The following is a 16858-nucleotide window of genomic DNA, read 5'->3' on the forward strand; positions in this document are numbered from 1 at the left end:
ATGCGAGAGTAGGTCATCGCCAAGCTTCAAATAAGAGACAGCCCCGATCATTAGTTTGGTCGGGGCTTTTTCGTTTTTGAGTGTTTTGGAAATGTTGTTTACCAGCGGCGTTACTGTATCCCCCTGTTCTATTTATACAGCGAGCATCGATTGATCGCTTGCTACCTAAGCAATATCTAACTTTGACTTAAGCCCGAGATGTCTTTCTTTGGTCACAAGAAAGTCATGTTGCTGTCATTTCTCCCCTATACCATCCTCGGGTTGTTAAATTAATCCCGGAGATCTGTTATGCCTGTCGGCCGTTTTAAAAAAACGCTTTTACTGCTGTCAGTTGCGGCTTCTGCAACTGCTGTTCAAGCTGATTCCTTCAACCGTATTGCCAGCTTTGGTGCTATTCATAATTTACCCGAAGGAATCGAGCTGAGTCAGGAAACATCTCCTGAGATTATTGCCGCCAGTGAAGATGGTAATACCTTGGTTTATTCTGATAGCCCGTTGGAAGCACTGGGCTTTGTTGATATCACCAATGCAGAAAAACCATTGGCAGGGGGTATTGTTAAGCTAGATGGTGAGCCAACTTCGGTCGCTATTGGTGCTGCTACCGTGTTTGCTGGGGTTAACACCTCCGAGAGCTATACTAAACCGTCAGGCTATTTGCTGGCGCTGGGGTTACAAACTCGTGCGGAATTAGCGCGTTGTGATTTGGCTGGTCAGCCTGATTCAGTCGCTGTATCGAAAGATGGTCGTTATGTCGCCGTGGCGATTGAGAATGAGCGTGATGAAGATCTCAATGACGGAGAGTTACCTCAGTTCCCTGCTGGCTGGGTCACTATCGTACCTGTTAAAAATGGACAACCTCAATGTGATCAGTCGATGAAAGTTGATATGACCGGGCTTGCTGAGATCGGTGCGATCGATCCAGAACCTGAGTTTGTCGATTTTAATAGTCGCAACGAGATTGTAGTGACACTACAGGAAAATAATCATCTAGCAATTATCGATGCGGCTAGTGGTAAGATTTTGAATCACTTCTCTGCCGGTAGTGTTGAGCTTGAAGGTATCGATGTAAAGAAAGATAAAAAGCTGGATTTCAGTGGCAAGCAAACCCGTCTACGTGAACCTGATTCGGTTAAATGGATTGATGATAATCGTTTTGTTATCGCCAATGAGGGTGATATGAATGGTGGTGCCCGTGGGTTTACCATTTTCCATAAAGATGGACGGATGTTATTTGAGTCAGGCACATCGTTTGAACAGGAAGTTATCTTAGCGGGCCATTATCCTGAAAAACGTTCGGGTAAAAAGGGTAGTGAGCCTGAAGGTGTTGTGGTTGGAGAGTTTGATGGACAGACCTATATTTTTATCCTGTCTGAACGCGGTTCGGTGATTGGCGTTTATCGTGATACGGGTGGGGCTCCTGAGTTTATACAGCTGTTACCTTCAGGTATGGCACCAGAATCGGGGTTGGTGATTCCACAGCGTAATCTTTTGGTCAGTGCAAATGAGAAAGATCTGATTGAAGATAAGGGGCCTCGTGCGCATGTCATGCTGTATCAGTTCTCAGGTGCACCAGCGGCGTATCCACAGATTATGTCAACACGTACCTCGAATGGCACGCCGATCGGTTGGGGGGCGCTATCGGGTTTGACTGCTGATCCTACTAAACCAGGTATGTTGTATGCGGTGAATGATAGCTTCTATGCTAATCAACCGACTATCTTCAGCATCGATGCGAATCAGACACCGGCGAAAATTACCTCAGCAATGCCGGTTTTGCGTGAAGGTAAAGCGGCGAAGAAACTTGATCTAGAAGGTATTGCTATCGATGGTAACGGTGGTTTCTGGCTTGCTTCTGAAGGTAAAACATCAAAAGATATTCCCCATGCTATTTATCATGTTGATCGTCAGGGGGAGATCGATCGTACGATTGATTTCCCTAAAGCGTTGTTAGCACATGAGCGTAAATTTGGTGCAGAAGGAATCACCCTTATCGATGATACCCTGTGGGTCGCGATTCAAAGACCTTGGAAGGACGATCCTGCGGATCAGGTAAAGCTGTTAGCCTATAATTTGAAAACCAATAGTTGGGGGGCGGTACGTTATCCACTCGAACAGCCTAAGTCAGGTTGGGTTGGGCTTTCAGAGATCGTTAGTCACGGTGATCAAGTGTATATCATCGAGCGTGATAACCAGCTAGGCGAGTCGGCGGTGGTTAAGCGACTTTACCGTGTATCTAAAGATCAGTTGCAGCCTGCGGCGATCGGTTCGTCATTACCTCTGGTTAATAAAACACTGGTACATGACTTTTTACCTGATCTAAAATCCTTGCACGGTTACGTACAGGATAAAATTGAAGGCTTTACCATTGATGCTGCGGGCTCAGGGTTTGCGGTAACTGATAATGATGGTGTCGATGATAGCTCAGGTGAAACGCTGTTCTTTAAAGTGGATCTGTAAAAGCTATAGCTGTACTCATTGGAAGGGCGATCATTGATCGCCCTTTTTTATTGGGTTTAATTACTTTGATTTATTTGTATTTAATTAATTAAAAGATAATGATTTTGTAATTGTATTTTAATAATTAATATTAGTAATAAGATTTTTGTTTTATTATGCGATACGTAACCTTGCTGTAATAAAACTCAATTATTATCGCTGCCAGTTAATTTTTAATGTAATTAAATAAGGCAGCAGTAATGCAATTTAGTTCAACTGTATTTTCTATCATTGCTTTTACTTTTTCTTCATCACTGATGGCAGATGTTAAATTATCGGTGGGTACTGATATTTCTCTTCTGGCTGTCAATGGTTATGAAGTAGAAAGTAAATCATTTTTCGATAATAAAAAATCGGTACTGCTGCCTAATGGAAGAAATCAGATTCTGATTCAATATTCGGCTGAAGTTAAACAGGCCGGTGGTTTCGAGATTGAAAGTACCGATGCACATGTACTTGTTTTTACGGCTGTTGATCAGGATGTTGTGCTTAAGGCTCCGGTGATCAAAAAGCTATCTGAGCTACACGAACTTAACCGTAATGGTACATGGTTGCTAAATGATAGTGCTGGAAATTCAATTGAGTACGTATCAAAGACCCTTGTAAAAGATGGTTTTCAGATCAATCGAAACTATGAACAAGAGCTGCGTAAGTTAAATGAGTCAGGCGGGGCAATTTCAATTGGTCATCGCCAGAAGCTTACGGGCTTCTCTTCTGAGTCAGGTGTAACCAATAAGCCTGTTGCAAATGATCATAATAATAAGAGTGATTCTATTAACCTACCTGAAACCCTGCTTCGATATTGGTATTTAAATGCTGATTTAGAAACGAGAGAAAGATTTAAAACCTGGGTTGATGGTCAATAATTTTATTTCTTGGTCTTGTTTGTCTGATGAATTATTCATTGAATAACTTTTTAGTACTTAATATTTTACTTTTTATTAATTGGAGATATAAATGAAAAAGCTGATCTTGGTTGCTGCAATTGCTGCGACATCTGCCACTGCTGTAAATGCTGCGACAATCTACGAAGGCAAAGGCCTGACTTATAAACTTAAAGGCGACCTTCAGGTTCAGCTGCGTGATAACGCATCAAAAACGAAAGATGCTGAAATTGAGTTTGATGATCTGGAATTGAAAAACTCAGTATCCTATGATCTTGGCGACGGTATGAAAGCCTTTGGTCAATTGGATTTTGGTTTTAAAAATGCAGCCGAAGATAAGTCTGACTACAAAGGTAGCCAGCTTGAAGAGGCGTATATCGGTATCGATTTTGGTGGTGTTGCCGTTGCTGCAGGTAAGCAAAACTATGCGACTGATGAGTTTGGTGTAGAAGGTGCTTATGAACATTATGAAGCGGAAGATGCTTTCGATGCCGTTTCAACTGATGGTGATGATGTTATCCGTTTTGATGCATCATTTAACAATGTAACGCTGATTGCTTCGACTGAACTTAAGGCTGAAGGCGAAGGCTCTGAAAATGGCTCTTCCTATGATCTGTTTGTTGCAACCGAGGTCGGTGATGTTGAGCTAGCTGCGGCGTATCAGACATATAAAAAGACGCCGTCTTCTGATGCCGTTGATTCTTGGGGTGTGAGTGCTGCGGTTGATCTGGGCACTGTGGCACTAGCGGCCGATTACAGTACCAGTGATACAGGTACCAACGATTTGGATATCTACAATCTGGTTGCTAAATTCAACGTTGCAGAAACCACTCGTGTTTTTGTCGGTATCACCAAGCAAGAGCTGGATGCTACCACTGATGTGACTCAGGTTTACGCTAACGTTACTTATAAATTCCCTACTCAGAAAAATGTAAGCTTGTTTGCTGAAGTCTCTGATATTGAGGAAGATGGCAAAGACCTAGATCTGGATATGTTGATGGGTATGCGTATCAAGTTCTAAAGGCAACACAGCATTTGTCCTTAGTTCACCCCTTCGAGCTTTGGATCGATGGTTTTGGGGCCGGTTTTCGAACCGGCCTTTTTTCGTTTTAAATGTTGTTGTTTGAAGTCCGAAGTCCGTGGACTAGTTGCTGGAGCAATGCTCGGATAAATGAAATGATCGGCTAAGCGAAGCGTTCGGACATCGTCACTTAATTTGCCGATCTTTCTTGCAAGTAATCATGACATTCCTGCCAATTCCCACGATATACAATACGCTCAGCCTTGAGGCTCAATTGATATTCATACATCGGATCGTAATACCACGCTAACAACGGTGTTAGCCAGTTCAGGTGCGCATCAAAGCCTGCGCCAGCCTGATGTAGCTTAATCGCTTTTTGCATTGTTTGTCGCAGGGTCTGCCAACGCTCATTACCCAAGCGTTTGCGAATTTTATCCAATCCCGATAGTAGATATTCTTCGCAGAGAATATGTCCCTGTTCCTCGCCATGCACGCGGGTATAGTCGGCGACCATATTGATTACATATTCTTGCAGGAGTCGCTGCAGTCGAATCTCAAAGGGGTCTTCAATCACCGCGACAGGGGATATCAGCATCTTTTGATAGAGTGCTTTGGGAAGATCAACGCTACCGATATTGCGGCTTTCATCTTCAAACACCAAGTGTGAATAACCCGCATGTTGGTTTTTTAGCATCTGAATCGCGGTGATATTCTCAAAATTGATCTGGGTGTTTTGGGCGTTGACGAAACTGCCGAAGCTGGAACCGCGATGGTGCGCCGCCCCTTCGAGATCTACCGCGTTAGGGAGTGTATTAACCATCAATGTTTTGGCCGAACCGGTTTTTCCTCCGACGATATAGAACGGAAGTTGTGTGGTGACTTCACTTAATACTTCTAACAGGGTGTTGCGCAGGGCTTTGTAGCCGCCGAGCACCAAGGGGTAATCGACTCCGGCATCTTTAAGCCATTGCTGGGTGGTACGTGAACGCAGCCCGCCGCGAAAGCAGTAGATATAGCCTTCTGGGTTGTTGCGACAAAAGGCTAGCCAGCGCTCCATTCGAGCATCTTTTATCTCACCGTTAACCAGTTCATGGCCGAGTTTGATAGCGGCTTGCTGGCCTTTCTGTTTGTAACAGGTGCCTACTAAGGCGCGTTCATCATCGGTCATCAAGGGTAGACTGATTGAGTTTGGAAACGCCCCTTGGGTAAATTCAATTGGCGCCCGCAGATCAATCATCGGCGTATCATTAAGAAACAACTGGCGGTAATTATCGGTGTCTAGGCGCATGGTGGTCATCTGATTGTTATAAGGTTTGGATATTCATCTGTTGCAGTTGTCGGTCATGCCAGCGGCTTAAGCATAGCAGTGCTGCACTGGCGCCTATCAGGGCGAGAAACATATCGGATTGTGTATCCCATAGATAGCCCTGAGTGCCGAGAAAGGCTTCCGCCGACTCACCTGTCAGTACGGCCACCCACCACTCAATTAATTCATAGAGTGCACTGAATGCAAGACAGAAACAGACAATCAGCAGGTTAAGCCAGCCACGGCCATTGATCACATGGGCGCGCAGCAGTATCTCACGGGCAATGATGGCGGGTATAAAACCCTGGGCGAAATGACCGAGTTTATCGTAGTTATTACGTTGCCAGTCAAAAAGTGTCGAGAGTTGGTCAAACAGCGGTACTTCGGCGTAGGTATAATGACCTCCGACCATCAAAATGATGCAGTGGATAAGAATCAAACCATAGAGTAACGGTGTGAGGCGATATTTTTGCCAAGTGAGCGCCAAAATAACAACCCCAAGCAGCGCCGGAATCACTTCTAGAAACCAGGTGAACGGGTCGTATGGGTTGATAGCCGACCACAGCAGGGTTGCTGTAAAAGTGATTATCCAGAGTATTCGCATGCGCGCAGTATAAGCGATTTAGGCAGCCTTAAATAGCGGTTGGCAGCAACGCCTTTGAGTTGCGTGTTAAACCGCAAGCCGTTGTGAAGGTGTAGCGAAGGTGAAGGCCTTAGATGAGTGCTTAAGCGAAAGGCATAATCAGTGGGGCGAGTGATAGCGGGTGGCCGGTGAGTGCTCTTTCCGGGGCGGGTAAAACATCTAAGCTAGGCCATAGTCCAGTGGATAGCGCTGTCATATAGCCATTATCTAAACCGGCAGCAGCCATCTGCTGTGCGGCTTGCTGATGATCATAGTCTAGCCGGTGCCAAGTGCAGACTAACTGCTCATTAACCCTGTTAATCAGCATATACCAAGTCTGTGCCGTAGCATCATTGGCGGGCATACCGATGACCCCGGCATTGAGCCAGTAGCCAGCGTCGGTTTGCTGACCGAAGGGGAGGCCGCTGTGCCCAGAGATAATCACTTGGCTGGATGATTGGTGTAATTGCTGCTCTTTCTGTACAGCGGAGTCGGAAGCAAAGAGAAACTGATTATTGGAATCAAGACCGCCATGTATCACGGTAAAACGCTGCCCTCCATAAGCGAAGCCCAGCTGCTCTGGCAGTTGGCGCATCCAGGCTTTATTGTGCTCACTTACTCGTGCAAGAGTAAAGTTGTACCACTGCGCCGAAAGTAGATCACAGGCGCTACCCTCGGTAAAACCGCAGCCACAATCGAGTGCTCCTTGACCAATCGATTCTTCACAGTTACCGGCGATCACGTTAATTCCCCACTCCCTGATCAGGTCAACGGTTGCATCGGGTTGGGCGCAGTAGGCGACGAGATCGCCGGTGCAGATAATGTTCTGATGCGGTATTTGCTGTTCGGCGGCGAGTTGTTGAATGGCTTGCGTCGCCTGAAGATTACTATAGGGGCCACCAAACACTAATAAGGGGGCCGATTGATCTGGAGTAAAGACGGTCATACGGCGGTATTTCCTAAGGATGGTTGTTTTTGGCTTGCTATACCCGCCCAGAAGAGCGCACAGCCACTGATAAGAATGGTCAGGGAGATTGACAATAATTTGGTGTATTTGTGGCTATCACCTAACCAGTGAGTGTGTCCGGCGGATTCGCTAAAATACAATGCCGCGCCAGCCAATGCCAAAGCAAAGCTGCCGAGGTAGCTCCATAGGGGAATATCGGTGCGGCCTCCCCAGAGTGAAAAGAAGATAACCGGTGCGAGATACATTGATGCGGTACCACTGACGGCCACAGCACTGAACAGATCTTTATTACCTGAGAACACCAAGAGTAAACCGAGCAATACAAACACGGCCATGGTGATCCGTCCATTCACCACCGAGGGTTCGACCCACCGCATATCAACCGCTACCAGTTTCGAGGCGCTCGAGAGCGTACTGTCCAGCGTCGACATGGCTGAGATAACCAAGGTGATATTAAACAGTAACATCGGGGTTTCCCCCAGAATGCGCATCAGGGCATCATTCATCGCTTCACCACTGATCGCCTGAGCACCGGCCATAATACCGAAGCTGCCGAACAGGGTTATACAGATAAAGCTGATCCACGCCGCATGATAGAAACTCTTCCGAGTCGTCTCCCGATCGGCCAGAAAGCCTCGGTCCATCATCACGGGATCGTGCATTGGATAGCTCCAGATCTGTAGCAGTGCGACGAGGATCAGAATGGGGCCGGGATCATTGATGGCAAAGCTTTTAAACAGCAGGGTAGCGCTGGTTAGTTGACCGGTTGCTAGGACTAAAATGGTCAGCACCGCCAGTAATACCAGAAACAGAACCATCTGAAACAGGTCGGTGCGCAAAGAGGCATGTAAGCCACCCAACATTGCATAAACGAGTGTGACAATGGCAAATAATGCCACGGCGGTGGTGTAGGCCGTACCACCCGCAACACCGAATAAGATGCCGATGACCAGAATATTGGCAAACACTTCACTGACTAAGCGTACGCCGATAACGATGTTATAGCAGCGGGTGCCCCAGTGGCCGAAACGGTCGGTTAGAAAGGCTTGGATGCTATCAAAGCCGTGTTGAAAGCGAACCGAGTCAATAATCTTTGCCCCGGTCAGAAACGAGAGGTAGTAGGCGGCATAGGCTAAGGTGCCCCAGATACCGTAATAAAAACCTAAGATAGCGGCGTTTAGGAGCGAGCGAGCAAAGATCCAGGTGGTCACTTGAGAGAAGGTTAGCATCAATAGGCTAGGGGCTTTGCCCTCGGGCGACAGGCCCTTAAAGAAGGCGCCATTACTGTTCGCTTTTGGGGTGATAAACACTGAGAATATAGCGACGGTCGCGACCGCAATAATGAGTGTTATTTCCATGAGCTATCCTGATTGAATGCAAAAACGATATCGCTATTATTACTGCCTAAACTGAAATAACGATGAAAATAGTGTTTGAACGGGGCGTGACATAAAAAAAAGCCCGTCGGGCGACGGGCTTAGATTAGTGGAGTCTTTACACGTATTTTTTACCGGTCGGCACCGCAACCACGGGTACCTTCGCACCTTTGATCACTTGGCGGGTGGTCTGGCTGTGATGACCAAAGGTATTTTCTGAACCCATGATGATCATATCGGCTTTATTTTCAGCAGCCGCTTTGAGAATAGAATCGGTGTAGTTACCTTCTACGATCATATGCTCAATATCGAGATCCACAACTTTATCCAGTGAGCCTAACTCCTCTTCACAGAACTTTTCGATGCGGGATTTCATCTGCTGCATTACCTGGTCGATACCTTCATCGTGCATTTTTTTGACGACATCTTCCGGTAGGTAGTTTTGAATCAGAGCATGTCCGAGTTCGCCGATAGGCTCGATGACGTGCAACATAATAATCCGTGCATTCAGATTCTGAGCAAGGTTGACCGCCTGTCTGAAGACCGGGCGGGTGTGTTTGCCCAATGATGTTGTGTACAGAATGGTTTTGATTTCAGGAAGTGCCATGCCAATATCCTCGTTAGTTACTGATTCGCAGCGTTGTGCTGAATCAGTCGGTTTTCTGGGGTTGTGTTTTGTTCGCTCAGTTTTGGCTGGCTAACACGGTCCAGAAGATAAATGATCGATTTGTAATCTATACCGCTATGATGCGACAGTCCAATTTCACAGGTCCGGCTGGTTGAATACCCCGTGCTACACCCCTCTACGTCTGTTTTTAGTGAGCGCAACGCCGATGCGTTTAACTCTGGGGTTGAAAACCCTTTATCGCCAGCGAAACCACAGCAGGTGATCTGTTCTGGAATCACCAGACGGGTGACACATTTCTCGACGATGGTTTTCAATTTATCCGTAACCCCCATGCGCGTGCTACTGCAGGTGATATGCAGCGCCACCGTTTCATCAACGGGGGTAATGATCAGCCGGTCGAGTAGAAACTTATGGATAAACTCTACACTGTCATAGAGTTTAATTCGTTGATCTATATTATCCTTAAGTCTAAGACTGCACGGACTGGTGTCGGAATAGACCGGAATCGCGCCATTGTCAGTTGCTTTAAGCAGTTGCTGGCTGGTTTCGCTGGCTTTATAGTCCGCCGCATCAAACATCCCTTTGGATTGGAACGGCATCCCACAGCACAGCTGATCCAGATTATCGGGATAAATCACTTCAAACCCAGCCTTGCGCAGCAGTTGTTCGGTTTTATCAGCCAGTGATGTTTGTTCCTCATCGCCCCGGGCAGGTCCCATTGCCCGACTAGCACAGCTCGGTAGGTAAACCACTTTAGGCGCGTTGGGATTGCTGATCGCGCGGGTGGTATTGATCTTCGGTGCCGCGCTTGGCATCGATGGCGTCCACTGCTGTACACGTCCACCGGACAGTTTACGGGTAGTGTTACAGACCGCGCTCATCGCTTTACTGCCTAACAGGGCGTGGGCGAGATCGGCGCCTTTAAAGGCCACCTTACTCGCGGTCATCACACCGCCATAATGTTCCGCTAACCATTGTGCCAACTTGGTCTGATTTTCGTTATTACGACTGCGCAGTAAGCGCGTCAGATCACCGGTGTTAATCTCCACTGGACAGGTAGTGGAGCATAACCCGCAGGCAGCACAGGTATCTATCCCCTGATAAAGGTACTCTTTACGTAACGCGCTAAGTCGTTCGGGATCATCTTGGCTAGCTTCGAGTCGGGCGATCTCTCGCCAGATAACAATACGTTGGCGCGGGGTTAGGGTGAGATCCCGCGACGGACAGGTGGATTCACAAAACCCGCATTCGATACATTTGTCGATCAGAGGCTCGGCGGCTGGCAGGGGCTTTAAGTTCTCAAGGTGGACCTGCGCATTGCGGTTGAGCAGTACACCGGGGTTGAGGATATTATTCGGATCGAATAGCTCTTTGATCTCCCACATTAAGGTGTAGGCATCTGAGCCCCACTCTTTTTCTACGTAGGGTGCCATATTGCGGCCGGTGCCGTGTTCTGCTTTGAGCGAGCCATCGTACTTATCCACTACCAACGAAGCGACATCATCCATCAGACCTTCATAACGGGTGAGCTCGGTTTTATCATCGAAGGACTGGGTGAACACAAAGTGTAGATTACCCTCCAAGGCGTGGCCGAAGATAAGGGCTTCATCATAGTGCCATTTATCAAAGATCTCATGTAAATCATGCACCGCATCTGCCAACTGAGGGACAGGAAAAGCAACATCCTCAATAATCACCGTGGTGCCAGTTTTGCGAATGGCGCCAACGGCGGGGAACAAGCCTTTACGGATGGCCCAGTATTGTGAATATTCCGCTGGATCAGTGGTGAATTTGACCGGTTGTATGGTTTCTAAATCAGCAATGGCCGTTTTGAGAGTCTCAACCTGTTGCTGTAGGTGATCCTTGCAGCCTGAGCGGGTTTCCACCAATAGGGCGGCGGCATCAGCAGGTAAGGTTTTAATAAACTCAGGCATCCCTGGCTTATTTTCAATCGAGCGTAGGCCAGCCCGGTCGATCATTTCAACGGCTGAGACGGGTGTTTTTTTCAGCAGGGCAACCGCTTTGCAGGTGGTGCGAACCGTGGGGAAAAAAATCAGTGAGGAGGCTTTGTTAGGATGTTCATCAACGGTGTTGTAGGTGATCTCGCTGATAAAACCTAGAGTGCCTTCCGAGCCGATCATCAGGTGCTGCATGATGTCGATAGGGTCTTGGTAATCGACTAGGGCGTTGAGTGCATAACCGGTGGTGTTTTTTAGCCGATATTTATGCTCGATGCGTTGGCGTAGTGTCTCGTTACTTTGGGTCTGACAGGCCAAGGCTTCCAGTGCTGTCAGTAAGCTACTATGACTGCTGCGAAAACGCTCAACGGAGGCGGGGTTGCCGGTATCCACGGTGGTGCCATCGGCTAACACGAGTTTCATACTGCTAAGGGTGCGATAACTGTTTTGCGCGGTGCCACAGCACATACCACTGGCATTGTTCGCGGCAATTCCGCCAATCATGGCACTATTGATTGAGGCTGGGTCAGGGCCAATTTTTTTATTAAACGGAGCGAGATGCTGATTCGCATGGCCGCCAATCACTCCCGGTTGAAGGGATATTTGGCTAGCATCCTCATTGATGGCAAGGCCTTTCCAGCCATCGCGGAGTTGAATTAATACTGAGTCGGTAATCGCCTGTCCCGATAGGCTGGTGCCTGCTGCGCGGAAGGTGACGGGGATCTGCTGTTGGTTGGCCAATTGAACGATACGAGCAACATCGGCTTCTGATTCGGGCCGTAGCACCAGCTGAGGAATCAGGCGATAAAAGCTGGCATCGGTGCCGTAAGCGAGCGTGCGTAGCGGGTCGGATATGATTTGACGCTCCGGTAGAAACGCCAGCAGTTGTTGCTTAAATTGTTGATATGCCTGTTTCATCGAAATGCCTCGCCTCAGGCAGTCGCTGGTTCAGGATCTGCCCGGTTATCATTGGGCCAAGGGATTGGCCGGGGTCTCTAAAAAAGCAGAAGGAGCGAGGCTCCTTCTGTGGGTGCGTTTAGCCGTAGGCCATCGCTGGCAACCAGAGCACCAATTGTGGCCAGAACACCAGAATCAGCAGACCGATTAACTGAAGGATAATAAAGGGAATAACACCTTTATAAATATCACTCAGTTTAACGCTTGGCGGACACACACCCTTGAGATAGAACAGTGCGAAGCCGACCGGGGGGGTGAGGAAGGAGGTCTGTAAGGCCATCGCCACCAACATGACAAACCAAACCAGTTCTGGGTTATCCACCACGCCGTAGCCATCAATATCCAGCCCTAGCGCCGATATAACCGGAGCCAGTAGCGGTAGAATAATCAGGGTAATCTCGATCCAATCAAGGAAGAAACCGAGTAGGAAGATCACCCCAAGAATAAAGAAGATGATGCCGTAAGGACCAAAAGGTAACCCAGTCAAGAACGACTCAATCAACTCATCGCCGCCGAGTTCACGCAATACCAAGGCAAAACAGGTGGCGCCAATAAAGATCGCGAAAATATAGGCGGTGGTGTTGTAGGTGCCCTGCATGACCTCTTTCAGTACTTTAAAGTTGAATTTGCGGTTGTAGATCGCCAACAGGGTTGCACCAAAGGCGCCGACACCGGAGGCTTCCGTCGGGGTTGCGAAACCACCGAAGATCGAGCCCAACACCACAAAAATCAATAACAGGGTTGGTAGCACCGCTTTTAATACGGAGATCCAGGTGGCAATGGTCACCGGCTTGGTATCTTTTGGAATCGGCGCCGCGTCTGGCTTGAGTTTACCGACGATCAGAATGTAGAGAATATACATGCCGCCGAGCATCAAACCGGGGAATACCGCCCCCATAAATAGGTCGCCAACCGAAAGTCCCAGTTGATCCGCCATAATCACCAACATGATACTGGGGGGAATGAGAATGCCGAGGGTGCCTGCACTGGCTATGGTGCCTAGCGCCAATGGCATGGAGTAGCCCTGCTTGGTCATGGAGGGTAATGACATTACCGCCAGTAACACCACGGACGCGCCAATAATACCGGTCGAGGCCGCCAGAATGATGCCGATGGCGGTAACGGTAATTGCCAAACCGCCTCGCACCTGACCAAACAGCTCCTGCATCGACTTCATCAGCCGCTCTGCGACACCGGATTTATCCAGCATGATGCCCATAAAGATAAACATCGGTAGGGCAACCAATATCCAGTTGTCCATGATCTTCCATAGCCGGTTGACCACCAAACCGAGGGTAAGAAAATCTAAACCAGTAATCGTATCGAAATAGGTATCCGCAAGATAGCCGATCAGGGCAAAAATAACACCCACGCCGCCCAGCACCCATGCGACCGGAATACCGGTAAACAGCAGGACGATGAAAGACAGAAACATGGCGATAACCAGAATTTCATTAATTTCCATTATGCTTTATCCCCTCTAAACAGTAATACAGTGTCGCGATACAGGCGCGAAAGCACCGCTAAGCCTAATAACGCCATACTGGCGGGGATAACACTCTTAACCAGCCAGCGATAGGGCAGGCCGGATGGGGATTCTGAGTGTTCATTAATACGGAAGGAGTCAGCGACAAAGTCGAGGCTGTGGATAAAAATAACCAAGATAAATGGCATTACGAGCAGCAGGATGCCTAAAATTTCGATCACGTATTTGGTGTTTGCCCTAAAGGATGAATAAAACAGATCGACACGGATATGGGAGTTAGTGGTCTGAGCAAATGACAGACCAAACATCACGCCCACGGCATAGAGGTGCCATTCCAACTCTTCAAAGATAATGAGTCCACTGGAAAAGCCTTTACGTAAAATTACTTGGGTAATGATCACAAAGACAAGGAGGACATAGGCCCAGGCGATCAGGTGACCGATCTTCTGGATTGCCCGGTCAATGCTGTCCGCCAGCGGAACAGAGGGCAGGCTATTAGGCTGGTTCACGATAATGCACCTTTAGCAGCGGTTATTATAGTTAGGGTCAACATTTGAAGACGTATTGAAAAAAAACTCTGCAAAACAGCCGCGTTATCGCCTCTTTTTGACAGAGTTTTCTTAGGTTTCGCTGCGTTTTCAGATAAGTTGTTCGATAGGTTTAATATGTTCTTGTCGGGCTGCCTTAGCAGCACCTTAGATAACATAAACGGAAGGGCCTGTGGCCCCTCCGTAACAACATTAAGCTTAGTTATTTTTCGCACGTGGCAAGAATGCGTTAGATTCCCAAAGGTCGTAACCCTTACGGAAGGTGCTCAGATCATCCCAAACTTTCTTAAAGAACGGATCTTGAGCGGTTTTCTCAACCACAACTTCGTTCCACTTATCTTCAAAGGCCGTCAGCATGGTGTCATTCCAGTAACGGATATGAACGCCATTGTCTTTCGCGTTCGCCATTACATCAAACTGCATCGCTTCACCTTCTGCAATCGCGTTGGTGACAGACGCTTTACAGGTGTTATCTACAATCGCCTGTTGTGACTTGCTCATGCCGTTCCAAGTATCTTTGTTGATTAGCAATTCAAAGATAGTGGCTTGCTGATGCCAGCCTGGGAAGTAGTTGTACTTAGCAATTTTGTATAGACCGAGACGTTGATCGATGGCTGGCTGAGAGAACTCAGTCGCATCAATCGCACCTTTCTCTAGTGCGCCGAAGATTTCACCGCCCGGCAACTGAGAGGTAGAAACGCCCATTTTCTCCATTACGGAGGCGCCCAGACCGAAGAAACGCATGTTTAGGCCTTTCAGGTCTTCAGGGGTGTTGATCTCTTTCTTAAACCAACCGGAGGTTTCAGGAGAGATAATGGCACAAGGGAAGACTTTAACGTTATAGCCGTTAGTGTCGTACATCTCTTGATATAGTTTCAGGCCGTTACCGTAATACAGCCAGGCCATATATTCGCCCGCTTCTGGGCCGAAAGGTACGGCAGAGAACAGTGCGGCGGCCGGGATTTTACCCTGCCAGTAACCGGCTGTTGCGTAACCTGAGTTCACCTTACCGGAAGAGACCGCGCCGAGAATCTCTTTCGCACCGACTAGTTTGCCAGGCTCATAGATTTTCATCTTGATGGAGCCTTCACTCATAATCGGTAGCTGTTCAGATACCCACTTAATCGGTGTACCTAGCGCTGGCAGGTGAGAGCCAAAGGCAATCGGTGTTTTTAGCAGTACTTTGTCAGCGGCGTTTACGGTTGCCGTTGTTGCTGTCATAGCTGTAGTGAGTACAGCTGCAGAGACCAGGGTCTTTGCGAATGTATTCATGCTCTTCCCTCATGATGTTTGTTGTTTTTATCAGTTCTTGCAGGGTTGGGAACAGGCCATTCGGAGCCGTTTAAAAATGTTCTTGAATAATTGGTAATACCAATTTACCATGCAGTGAGTCGCTACCTTAGAATTTTGACCACACTCTTGTCAATGCTTTTATAAATAATAAAGTTAGCCTGTTTTTCTTATAAAGCTCGTTTTTTTAAGTAAATCAATAACAAACGACAAGGTTCGAGCCAAGTCGATATTCAATGTAGCACGACTACTGAGGTTTTGAGCTAAGCCTTTAAGCTAAGTTGTCAGGTTAAAGTTGCCAGGGTTAAGGGCTAGGTAAGCGATTGAGTCCGGGGCGAGAAAAGCCGTTAGGTTAAAAGACAGAAATACTTATGTGGTAAACAGGTTCAGTCTATTTGGTGACCGTGCCTTACCTTAGGGCCTACGCATTGGTCCGGGTTGAAACATTAATAGCCTGTATTGGGTACCAGTCGGTTATGGGTGGAGAGAGTTAGATGGTGTATCAGCGAGTGAAGCAACCCAAAATTTCAGATGTGATTATGGGGCAGCTTGAAGAGATGGTGTTGGAGGGCAGTTTGAAGCCGGGTCAAAAGCTTCCGGCGGAGCGTGAACTGGCGAAGCAGTTTGAAGTTTCACGGCCATCACTGCGGGAGGCGATCCAAAAGCTGGCGGCGAAGGGGGTTTTAGTCAGTCGTCAGGGTGGCGGTACCTATGTTTCTGAAGAACTCGGGCGAGCCTTTTCTGATCCGCTATTGGAATTATTCAAAACTCACCCGGAAGCTCAATATGATCTACTAGAGTTTCGTCATGCCCTCGAAGGAGTCTCTGCCTACTATGCGGCACTGCGCAGTACCCCCGCCGATAAAGAGCATATTCGTGCCCGCTATGATGCCTTGCAGATGTTTCATGATCGCAAAGAGTTTGATAAAGAGGTGTTCGCGGATGTGGATTTTCATCTAGCCATCGCTGAATCGACTCATAATATGGTGCTGCTGCATATGATGCGCGCGCTGTTTAGCCTGCTACGTCAACATATCTGGGAAAATTTACAAGATGTCTATCCAAAAAAGGATATGCGGAGCAAAATACATCAACAGCATTCGGTGCTGATGAATGCGATTATTGCCGGTGAGCCAGAAAAGGCCCGCAAGGCTGCGCATGACCATCTCGCTTATGTTGAAGATGCACTGCTTGAGCAGGGTAAAGAAAATACGCGAATCAAGCGGGCATTACGCCGTGCAGATGTCACACCGTTGTAATTGAACGTCTGTATAAAAACTACAATCGCTGCATGTTATGTAGCATAACTAGACTTTAAT

At 47.7% G+C, this 16858-nt stretch carries 13 protein-coding genes; 4 read left to right on the forward strand and 9 right to left on the reverse strand.

Annotated elements, in window-relative coordinates; genetic code table 11:
* Window positions 1-288: 288 nt before the first annotated feature.
* The 3 genes from ACN0T0_RS19185 to ACN0T0_RS19195 all read left to right on the forward strand — a co-directional run bounded on the left by ACN0T0_RS19185 (window position 289) and on the right by ACN0T0_RS19195 (window position 4401).
* On the forward strand, window positions 289-2457 hold the full coding sequence (locus ACN0T0_RS19185; protein ID WP_417228349.1) for an esterase-like activity of phytase family protein: 2169 nt from the start codon (window positions 289-291) through the stop codon (window positions 2455-2457).
* 239 nt (window positions 2458-2696) lie between these two features.
* Window positions 2697-3362, forward strand: coding sequence for a DUF2057 family protein (locus tag ACN0T0_RS19190; RefSeq protein ID WP_417228350.1), 666 nt, complete (start codon window positions 2697-2699; stop codon window positions 3360-3362).
* Between the two features lie 91 nt (window positions 3363-3453).
* Window positions 3454-4401 carry a porin gene (locus ACN0T0_RS19195; protein WP_417228351.1) on the forward strand — a complete coding sequence of 316 codons (948 nt, stop codon included), beginning with the start codon at window positions 3454-3456 and terminating at the stop codon, window positions 4399-4401.
* Window positions 4402-4591: 190 nt separating this feature from the next.
* Here the strand turns inward: ACN0T0_RS19195 and mnmH are convergent, their stop codons facing one another.
* The 9 genes from mnmH to ACN0T0_RS19240 all read right to left on the reverse strand — a co-directional run bounded on the left by mnmH (window position 4592) and on the right by ACN0T0_RS19240 (window position 15521).
* A complete protein-coding gene (gene mnmH / locus ACN0T0_RS19200) occupies window positions 4592-5689 on the reverse strand; it encodes a tRNA 2-selenouridine(34) synthase MnmH (RefSeq protein ID WP_417228352.1) in 1098 nt (365 codons plus the stop codon).
* Window positions 5690-5705: 16 nt separating this feature from the next.
* Complete coding sequence (locus ACN0T0_RS19205; RefSeq protein WP_417228353.1) at window positions 5706-6311, reverse strand: DUF2238 domain-containing protein; 606 nt, start codon at window positions 6309-6311, stop codon at window positions 5706-5708.
* A gap of 121 nt (window positions 6312-6432) precedes the next feature.
* Window positions 6433-7275, reverse strand: a complete 843-nt coding sequence (locus ACN0T0_RS19210; protein ID WP_417228354.1) for a metallophosphoesterase family protein — start codon at window positions 7273-7275, stop codon at window positions 6433-6435.
* The gene (locus ACN0T0_RS19215; protein ID WP_417228355.1) at window positions 7272-8654 is read right to left on the reverse strand and encodes a sodium:proline symporter; all 1383 of its coding nucleotides are present in this window, start codon (window positions 8652-8654) and stop codon (window positions 7272-7274) included. The genes ACN0T0_RS19210 and ACN0T0_RS19215 overlap by 4 nt, the downstream gene beginning before the upstream one ends.
* Window positions 8655-8790: 136 nt before the next feature.
* The gene (locus tag ACN0T0_RS19220) at window positions 8791-9279 is read right to left on the reverse strand and encodes a universal stress protein (RefSeq protein ID WP_417228356.1); all 489 of its coding nucleotides are present in this window, start codon (window positions 9277-9279) and stop codon (window positions 8791-8793) included.
* A 17-nt stretch (window positions 9280-9296) separates the two neighbouring features.
* A complete protein-coding gene (locus ACN0T0_RS19225; protein ID WP_417228357.1) occupies window positions 9297-12176 on the reverse strand; it encodes an FAD-binding and (Fe-S)-binding domain-containing protein in 2880 nt (959 codons plus the stop codon).
* A gap of 118 nt (window positions 12177-12294) precedes the next feature.
* Complete coding sequence (locus ACN0T0_RS19230) at window positions 12295-13680, reverse strand: TRAP transporter large permease (RefSeq protein WP_417228358.1); 1386 nt, start codon at window positions 13678-13680, stop codon at window positions 12295-12297.
* Entirely contained in the window at window positions 13680-14210 is a 531-nt protein-coding gene (locus ACN0T0_RS19235) for a TRAP transporter small permease subunit (protein ID WP_417228359.1), read from the reverse strand. Before ACN0T0_RS19235 ends, ACN0T0_RS19230 begins: the two co-directional genes overlap by 1 nt.
* Window positions 14211-14447: 237 nt before the next feature.
* A complete protein-coding gene (locus ACN0T0_RS19240; RefSeq protein ID WP_417228360.1) occupies window positions 14448-15521 on the reverse strand; it encodes a TRAP transporter substrate-binding protein in 1074 nt (357 codons plus the stop codon).
* 512 nt (window positions 15522-16033) lie between these two features.
* On the opposite strand from ACN0T0_RS19240, the gene pdhR reads away from it, so the two are divergent.
* Window positions 16034-16798 carry a pyruvate dehydrogenase complex transcriptional repressor PdhR gene (pdhR, locus tag ACN0T0_RS19245; protein ID WP_417228361.1) on the forward strand — a complete coding sequence of 255 codons (765 nt, stop codon included), beginning with the start codon at window positions 16034-16036 and terminating at the stop codon, window positions 16796-16798.
* Window positions 16799-16858 lie beyond the last annotated feature (60 nt).

The sequence above is a fragment of the Amphritea sp. genome (assembly GCF_048266285.1).
Classification (GTDB): domain Bacteria; phylum Pseudomonadota; class Gammaproteobacteria; order Pseudomonadales; family Balneatricaceae; genus Amphritea.

Coding starts and splice junctions, on each gene's coding strand:
- ACN0T0_RS19185 (WP_417228349.1), top strand. CDS start 289: ATGCCTGTCGGCCGTTTTAAAAAAACGCTTTTACTGCTGTCAGTTGCG.
- ACN0T0_RS19190 (WP_417228350.1), top strand. CDS start 2,697: ATGCAATTTAGTTCAACTGTATTTTCTATCATTGCTTTTACTTTTTCT.
- ACN0T0_RS19195 (WP_417228351.1), top strand. CDS start 3,454: ATGAAAAAGCTGATCTTGGTTGCTGCAATTGCTGCGACATCTGCCACT.
- mnmH (WP_417228352.1), bottom strand. CDS start 5,689: ATGCGCCTAGACACCGATAATTACCGCCAGTTGTTTCTTAATGATACG.
- ACN0T0_RS19205 (WP_417228353.1), bottom strand. CDS start 6,311: ATGCGAATACTCTGGATAATCACTTTTACAGCAACCCTGCTGTGGTCG.
- ACN0T0_RS19210 (WP_417228354.1), bottom strand. CDS start 7,275: ATGACCGTCTTTACTCCAGATCAATCGGCCCCCTTATTAGTGTTTGGT.
- ACN0T0_RS19215 (WP_417228355.1), bottom strand. CDS start 8,654: ATGGAAATAACACTCATTATTGCGGTCGCGACCGTCGCTATATTCTCA.
- ACN0T0_RS19220 (WP_417228356.1), bottom strand. CDS start 9,279: ATGGCACTTCCTGAAATCAAAACCATTCTGTACACAACATCATTGGGC.
- ACN0T0_RS19225 (WP_417228357.1), bottom strand. CDS start 12,176: ATGAAACAGGCATATCAACAATTTAAGCAACAACTGCTGGCGTTTCTA.
- ACN0T0_RS19230 (WP_417228358.1), bottom strand. CDS start 13,680: ATGGAAATTAATGAAATTCTGGTTATCGCCATGTTTCTGTCTTTCATC.
- ACN0T0_RS19240 (WP_417228360.1), bottom strand. CDS start 15,521: ATGAATACATTCGCAAAGACCCTGGTCTCTGCAGCTGTACTCACTACA.
- pdhR (WP_417228361.1), top strand. CDS start 16,034: ATGGTGTATCAGCGAGTGAAGCAACCCAAAATTTCAGATGTGATTATG.